Genomic DNA, 6,874 nt, shown 5'->3' with positions numbered 1-6,874 from the left:
AGGCGACGGCGGCGATCGGGACGGCGACGAAGGCGCCGGCGATGCCGGCGATCAGGGTGCCGGCGGTCACCGCGACCAGGATCACCACCGGATGCAGTCGTACCTGACGCTTCATGACAAGTGGTTCCAGCAGGTTGCCCTCGATCTGCTGGACGGCGATCACCGCCGCCAGGGTGAGCAGGGCGGTGGTCGGGCCGTCGGCGGCCAGCGCCACCAGCACGGCGACCGCGCCGGCCACGGTGGCGCCGATGATCGGTACGAATCCGCCGATGAAGGTGATCAACGCGAGGGGGAACGCCAGCGGCACGCCGAGCAGGACCAGGGCCAGGCCGATCCCGATCGCGTCGATCGCCGCGATCAGCATGGTGCCCCGGCTGTACGAGCCGAGGGTCCGCCAGCCGACCCGACCGGCCTCGGCGGCGATCTCCCGGTTCCGCCCGGCCATCCGGCCCAGCGCCCAGTGCCACATCTCCCGGCCATCCTTGAGTAGGAAGAAGAGCAGCACCAGGGCGAGCAACGCGGAGCCGAACACCTCCGCGACGGTGCGGGCGCTGGAGACCGGGTCGACCTCCTGCGAGGTGGCGGCCTGACGCAGTTGGTTGAGCAGCCCGTCGAGCTGCTCGTTGGTGACCGGCAGCGTGGAGGTGATCAGGTCGCGGGTGCGTCCCAGGCCCTGGCGCAGCTCGTCGGCCAGCTCGCTGAACTGGTTCGCGGTCAGGTTCCAGACCAGCACCCCGACGCCGCCTAGGATGCCGAGCAGCAGCAGCACGGTGAGCAGGGCAGCCAGCGCGGGGGGCAGTCGCAGTCGGCGCAGCGCCAGCTGCACCGGGTCGAGCAGGGCGGCGAGGAACAGGGTGGCGGCCACCGCGATGGCCAGCGGGGTGATCAGCATGGTGATCCGGGCCAGCAGGTAGAAGCCGGCGGAGATCACCACCAGGCAGGCGCTCCACACCACCGCGGTGCGGACCAGCCACGGCAGCGCCGCCCAGGTCTGTCGTGGTCCGGCGCCCCGGTCCGGCCTGTCCTCGGGCGTACGCCCGGCACGCGTTGCGACCATGGTGGTCCTCCTCGTGTCGGCGAGGTCGGTACCCGTCCTGCGGCCCGCCGACACCGATCCGGCCCGATCGAGCCGGTCAGCCCTCAGCGGGTCGCCCGCGTCCGTCGGGCGGCGACATAGCGCCGCATCTTCTCTGCGGCACCGCAGTCGTCCATGCTGCACCAGCGCCGACTGCGGTTCTTGCTCTCATCGTGGTAGATGAAGCGGCATCCTGCGCATGCCTTGATCCGGTTCAACGTCCCGGTGGTGAGCAGGTCAACGGCGGCGTGCGCCACCGGCCTCAGTGGCCGCGCGAAGGTCCGGTCGTGCCGCCAGGTCCAGGCGAACCTGCCGTCACCTTCGAGTTGTGCGTGGGCGAGCGATTCCGCCGCGTCATCGCGCAACCGGTCCAGCGCCCGGGTGTTCGGGGAGCGGCCGGCGGCCAACGGCCGGAATATCTCATCGAGGTGGTCGCGGGTGCGCAACGCCTGCGCGAAGGCGGCGTGTGCGCCGCTCGGATCGTCACGCGACAGCGCGTGCAACGCCACCGCCTCCGTGTCGGTCAGGGTGCCGGCGTAGACGCCCCACGCGACCAGCTCGGTATAGCTCGTCAACACGTCGTCGTCCGGCGGTCCGTCCGGCGGACCGCTCCGGGTGTTGATGAGGTCCAGCGCGAGATTGCCGCCCACCAGGCGCATCCGCGTGACGTCACCTGCTGTTTCCATCGAAACCGACTTTACCAGTTGCCCGCGCCGGCTTGGGCTGTCTAGCATGTTTCCACCGTAACTTGTTTAGCTGGTAACGAGGAGTCCGGATGATGCGCGGGCGGGCTGTGGCGGCGTTGGTCGGCTTGTCCGGCGGCACGTTTCTCTACACCACGGCGGAGGCGCTGCCGGTAGGGCTGCTGCTCACGATGGCTACGGACCTCGCCGTCTCGCCGGCTCAGGTGGGCATGCTCGTCACCGCGTACGGCGCGGTGGTGGTCGTCGCCTCGGTCCCGTTGACGGCGCTGACCAGGAGGATGCCTCGCCGCCCACTCTTGTCGGCGCTGCTTGCCGGTTTCGTCGTGAGCACCGCGGTCACTGCCTTCGCGAGCACCTTCCCGCTCGTGCTGGCGGCCAGGGTGGTGACGGCGGCGACCCACGCGTTGTTCTGGGCGGTGGTCGTACCGGCTGCGGCCGAACTGTTCCGACCCGAGCTGCGCGGGCGAGTGGTGGCCATCGTGTTCGCTGGCGGCAACATCGCTCTGCTGCTGGGCGTGCCGGCGGGCACCTGGCTCGGCGAGCGCGCCGGCTGGCGGATCTCGTACCTGGCGGTGGCCGGGCTCGGCGCGATCGTGCTCGTGACGGTGGCCTCGTTGCTGCCCTCGGCCCGGCCCGATGAGGGGCATGCCGCCCGGGGCGCGGCACCCGACGCCCGCCGCTTCTGGCTGCTGGTCGCCGTCGCCGTCCTGACCACCGGCGGTGCCATCGCCGCGTACACCTATGTCGCTGTCTTCGTCACCGAGGTCAGCGGGTTCGCCGTCTCGTCGGTCGGGGCCATCCTGCTGGCCCGCGGCATCGCCAGCGTGCTCGGGATCCTCGCCGTCACCGCGGTGGTGGACCGCAGCCCCTGGCTCGCCCTGTGCGCGGTCGTCACGCTGCAATCGGTGTCGCTGCTCGGGCTGTACGCCCTGGGGCACCGGCCTGCCGCCTCCGTCGTCCTGCTCGCGCTGAGCGGGCTGGCGTTCGCCGCGTTCACCGCGACGCTCGGCGGTCTCGTCCTCCAGGTGGCGCCCGGACGGTCCGACCTGGCCGCGGCCACGCTGTCCGCCGCCGTCAACGTGGGCATCACCGCCGGTGCCCTGGTCGGTGGGATCGGCCTGGAGCGTCACGGCGTACGCAGCACGATGCTGATCGGCGCCCTACTGGGCAGCGTCGCTCTGCTGCTGGCCCTCGGGGAGCGATTCATCCCTCCCGCCGCCGGGCGGCCCGCCGGCAGTGTCGACGACGTTCAGCGACAACCTGCTAGGCGGGCACCGGTGCCCGGCCGACGACCACGGTAGGGAGGTCGCGGGTCTGCTCGGTGTCGCCGAGCCCGACCAGCGGCAGCACCGACTCGCGCTCCTCGATCGGCGGGAGCAGCGCGGCGATCATCTCCTCGCGGAGGCTGTGCGCCGCCGCGCCGGCCAGCTCCGCGGCCCGCCAGGCCGCCTGCTCCTGTTCCCGGGCCGCCCGCTGTCGGGCGAAGAGGTGGTCGCGTACCGCCCGGCGCAGCCGCAACTCCTGCTCGACCGGGTGCAGCCGGGGATCCCAACCGCGGTGCGCGAAGACGTCGCTGAGCTGTTCCACCGACAGCTCCCGCAGCCAGTACGCGTCCAGCGCCGCCCGGTGCAGCCAGCGCTCACGGTCGGCGTACTCGGCGGGGGTGCGTGGGGTCTGCGGCAGGGGCATGGCGGCGGCGTCCGACAGCCGGCGGACGTTCGCCTCCGCCGCCTCGTACGCCTGCCAGGACCGCTCGGCCTCGTCCTGCGCGGCGACCCATTCGTCGCGCCGGCGGCGTGCCGTCGCCTCGGCCCGTTCGGCGGCGACGGCCACCTCCCCGGTCCAGCGATCCTGGTCGCGCTGCCGGTCGGCGTGCTCGTCGGGGGTGGGCAGGGCGGCGTCGAGAATCCGGGCACCGGCGTCGAAGCGGAGACGCCGGGGACGCAGTAGCAGCCCGCCGACGGCGAGCGTCAGCACGCCCAGCAGGCTCAGCCAGATCGCGGCGGCGCGGGGAACATCGAGCAGTACGGAGGAGAGAGCGGTTCGCATCATCAACACCTCGCGGTCGAAGGAGGGTCGTCGACTGGGCGGGACTGGTGTCTGACGGCTGGTCCGCTGCCGGAGATCGCGGGATCGCGCCGGTGATCGCCGGGTCCGACCGGCATCGGCGGGTCGAACGCCCGGGGACGAGCGGCGGGTGAAACCGCGGCGGACGGCGAAGCGGTCCGGGGCCGTCGGTCAGGCGGCGGGTGGACCGCGTCGCGTCGGCTCGCCCGCACCGGCGGCGACACGCGGGCCGGCGAGGTCGGCCGGGACGGCGGGGGCCGGGGCGGGGCGGGCGTCGGCGAGGTCGGCTCGGGCCGGGCCGGTCGCCGGCTCCTGCGCCGTGATCCGCTCCTGCCGGGTCGCTGCCTCGTCGGTCGCCTGGCCGGGCTCGACAACCGGTCGAGCCGCGACCGTGGCGGCGGCCGGCCGGGCCGGAAGATCGAGGGCTGCGGGCTGACCTGGGAGGCCGGCCGCGACTGCCCCGCCGAAGCCGACGACGAGCACGAGGGCCGCAAGCGCGAGGCGGGTCAGCTCCCGCAGCGCGCGCAGCGTCGCCGGCCACATCGGACGGGCGAACGCGGGAGACGGCACGCGTCCAACCTATCGCTCTGTCCCCGAGATCGCAGTGCCAACGCGGTACGCGGATCGTGAAGCACACCACTTCGTCCAGGATGGACGGTCAGGACGTGCCGGCCAGGGGAGGGCTCACCGGTGCTCGGCGGTGCCGCTCACCGGTTCGTTCGTGAACAGCGCCAGCAGGTCACCGACCTGGCGGTCGGCCTCGGCCGGGTGGCGGAACCGGCCGGCCGGGTTGAGGGTGTACTCGTTGCGCCGGCCGACCCGGGTGCGCCGCAGGTAGCCGCCCGCCTCCAGGTCGGCGACGATGGCCTGGGCGGCCCGCTCGGTGACCCCCACCTCGACTGCCACCTCGCGCAGCCGGGCGGTCGGGTTGCGGGCGATGGCGAGCAGTACGTGGGCGTGATTCGTGAGGAAAGTCCAGTTTCGGGCACTTTCCCGTTCGCCTGTGGTCGCCATGCTGGCCATCGTATGTCCGCCGCTCCGGGCGCAGCCTGCTGTGCCCTGCTGTCCCGCCGTTGGCAAGCGTTGCGGGATACCTGAAATGCATATCACGCATAGCTTGACGTAGCTTTGCGGTGCGTGTGACGGTGGTGGCGGCCCGTGACCAGTGTCGGCCGGGATGACCAGGCATTACACCGAGAGACGAGGTGACGCCGGATGAGTCGACCCGGATCGATAAGCGAGCAGCGAGGACCGGAGCGGGAGTTCCTCACGGCCGACGTACCGGGTGCCCCGGAGCGCGCGCTTGCCGAATTGATCGCCGGTAACCGCCGGTTCGTCACCGACGCGCTCCGGCATCCCAACCAGAACGCCAGCCACCGGGCCGCCGTCGCGGCGGAACAGCACCCCTTCGCGGTGATCGTGGGCTGCTCCGACTCCCGGCTCGCTGCCGAGATCATCTTCGATCGTGGGCTGGGCGACCTCTTCGTGGTCCGGACCGCCGGGCACACGGTCGGGCCCGAGGTGCTGGGCAGCGTCGAGTACGCGGTGACCGTGCTGCGTACGCCGTTGGTGGTGGTGCTCGGGCACGACTCGTGCGGCGCCGTGCAGGCGGCCCGCGCGTCGGTGGCCACCGGCACGCCTCCGCCGGGTCACCTCGGAGCCGTGGTGGACGCGGTGGTGCCCAGCCTGCGTCGGGCCCGCGAGGCGGGGATCGAGGAACTGGACGGGATCGTGGACATCCACATCGCGCAGACCGTGGAGGCGATGCTGGAGTCCTCCGAGGCGCTCGCCGCCGAGGTGGCCGCTGGCGGGTGCGCGGTGGTGGGCATGTCGTACCGGCTGGCCGCCGGTGAGGTGCGGGCGGTCACCGCGCGGCCGGCCGAGCTGGCCGGTGCGCCCGCCTGAGCCGCCGGACCGACGCCGAGGGCCGTTCCGGGCCGCCTGACTGACGCCGAGGGCCGTTCCGCCAGCTGGCGGAACGGCCCTCGGTTGTCGCTTCCGGGTGCGCTCAGAGCAGTGACACGTGTACGTGGTCGGTGTGGTTGGACGGGCCGCTGTAGGAACTCCAGCGCTCCGTCGCCGCGAACCAGATCTGCCGGTTCCAGATCACGTAGTAGATGCCCAGCCGGTCGGCGTTGCGGACCAGGAAGGCCGCCAGGTTGTTGCCGTAGATCCGGGTGTCGTTGTTGTGCCACGGCGCGAAGCCGCTGTTCTGCAACGACCAGTCGCAGGCCCGGCCCTTGGGGTGCTCGAACTTGTCACCGGGGCGCCAGCAGCCGACGAACCGGTCGAAACCGGCCCGCTTGACCTCCTTGTACATGTGCAGCGTCCGGGGCGTGATGCAGCCCGACGTGGTCGGGTCGTTCTGGTTGCACGACTCGGGCTTCCAGCCGCCGTCCGCGGCCCGGTTCGGTGCGATCCGGGCGACCGGGGAGGTGGCGGCCACCAGGCCGCCGGTGAGGCCCTCGCCACCGACCAGCCGGAGCGACTTCTCTGCCTCGGTCTTCTTGCGGGCCATGTCGTTTGTCAGCTTCCGCTGCTCGCGTACCTCGGCGTCGAGCGCGAGCTTTGCCGTCTCGGCGCGCAGCTTCACCGCGTTGACCTCGGCCAGCTTCTTGTCGTTGACCAGGTTCAACTCGTCGAGCGCGGAGGCCCGGTCGATGAACGAGCCAGGGGCGTTGCTCTGCAACAGCATGCCGATCGCGCCCACCCGACCGGTCCGGTACGACTGCGTCGCGATCTCCGCGACCTGCGGGGAGAGTTCGTCCAGGGCAGCCTGGGCGCGGCGGACCTCCACCGCGAGTTCGAGCTGCTTCTTCTTGGACTTTTCGAGCTTCGCCTTGGCCTTGGTGAAGTCCCGGTTCGTCGCCTCGATCAGGTCGTTGAGCATCGGCGGGTCGTCGTCGTGCTCCGCCGGTGCGGGTGGCTTCGGCGCGGCCGTCGCAGGCATCGGCCCCGCGAACACGGCGAACGCGGCGCACACGGCCACCACGGGTGTCAACCAGCGGCGTAGGGGTGCCGTCACTGT

8 protein-coding genes are annotated in these 6,874 nt (G+C 72.1%); 2 read left to right on the top strand and 6 right to left on the bottom strand.

From position 1 onward, the window contains the following. On the bottom strand, positions 1–1,057 hold a 1,057-nt coding region (locus AC507J_RS06600; protein ID WP_496288160.1), incomplete at its 3' end, for an AI-2E family transporter. An 83-nt stretch (positions 1,058–1,140) separates the two neighbouring features. Continuing rightward, on the bottom strand, positions 1,141–1,761 hold the full coding sequence (locus tag AC507J_RS06595; RefSeq protein WP_496288159.1) for a CGNR zinc finger domain-containing protein: 621 nt from the start codon (positions 1,759–1,761) through the stop codon (positions 1,141–1,143). A 92-nt stretch (positions 1,762–1,853) separates the two neighbouring features. Between AC507J_RS06595 and AC507J_RS06590 the strand changes: the two genes are divergently transcribed. Further along, positions 1,854–3,080 carry an MFS transporter gene (locus AC507J_RS06590; RefSeq protein WP_496288158.1) on the top strand — a complete coding sequence of 409 codons (1,227 nt, stop codon included), beginning with the start codon at positions 1,854–1,856 and terminating at the stop codon, positions 3,078–3,080. On the opposite strand, the gene AC507J_RS06585 is transcribed toward AC507J_RS06590, so the two are convergent. The 3 genes from AC507J_RS06585 to AC507J_RS06575 form a co-directional block, all read right to left on the bottom strand. Beyond that, positions 3,043–3,828, bottom strand: a complete 786-nt coding sequence (locus AC507J_RS06585) for a hypothetical protein (protein WP_496288157.1) — start codon at positions 3,826–3,828, stop codon at positions 3,043–3,045. The two genes, AC507J_RS06590 and AC507J_RS06585, sit on opposite strands and share 38 nt — an antisense overlap. Before the next feature lie 189 nt (positions 3,829–4,017). Continuing rightward, positions 4,018–4,416 (bottom strand): hypothetical protein, encoded by a 399-nt coding sequence (locus AC507J_RS06580; RefSeq protein WP_496288156.1) that lies wholly within the window; start codon positions 4,414–4,416, stop codon positions 4,018–4,020. Between the two features lie 114 nt (positions 4,417–4,530). Further along, a complete protein-coding gene (locus tag AC507J_RS06575) occupies positions 4,531–4,869 on the bottom strand; it encodes a helix-turn-helix transcriptional regulator (RefSeq protein WP_496288155.1) in 339 nt (112 codons plus the stop codon). Positions 4,870–5,061: 192 nt separating this feature from the next. Here AC507J_RS06575 and AC507J_RS06570 point away from each other — a divergent pair, with 192 nt between their 5' ends. Then, entirely contained in the window at positions 5,062–5,751 is a 690-nt protein-coding gene (locus tag AC507J_RS06570; protein WP_496288154.1) for a carbonic anhydrase, read from the top strand. Between the two features lie 103 nt (positions 5,752–5,854). On the opposite strand, the gene AC507J_RS06565 is transcribed toward AC507J_RS06570, so the two are convergent. Then, on the bottom strand, positions 5,855–6,871 hold the full coding sequence (locus AC507J_RS06565; protein WP_496288153.1) for a coiled-coil domain-containing protein: 1,017 nt from the start codon (positions 6,869–6,871) through the stop codon (positions 5,855–5,857). Positions 6,872–6,874: the final 3 nt, after the last annotated feature.

The sequence above is a fragment of the Micromonospora sp. PRAS1 genome (assembly GCF_059553435.1).
The sequence above is the reverse complement of the archived record's forward strand: the minus strand, read 5'-3'. Positions and strand labels throughout refer to the sequence as shown.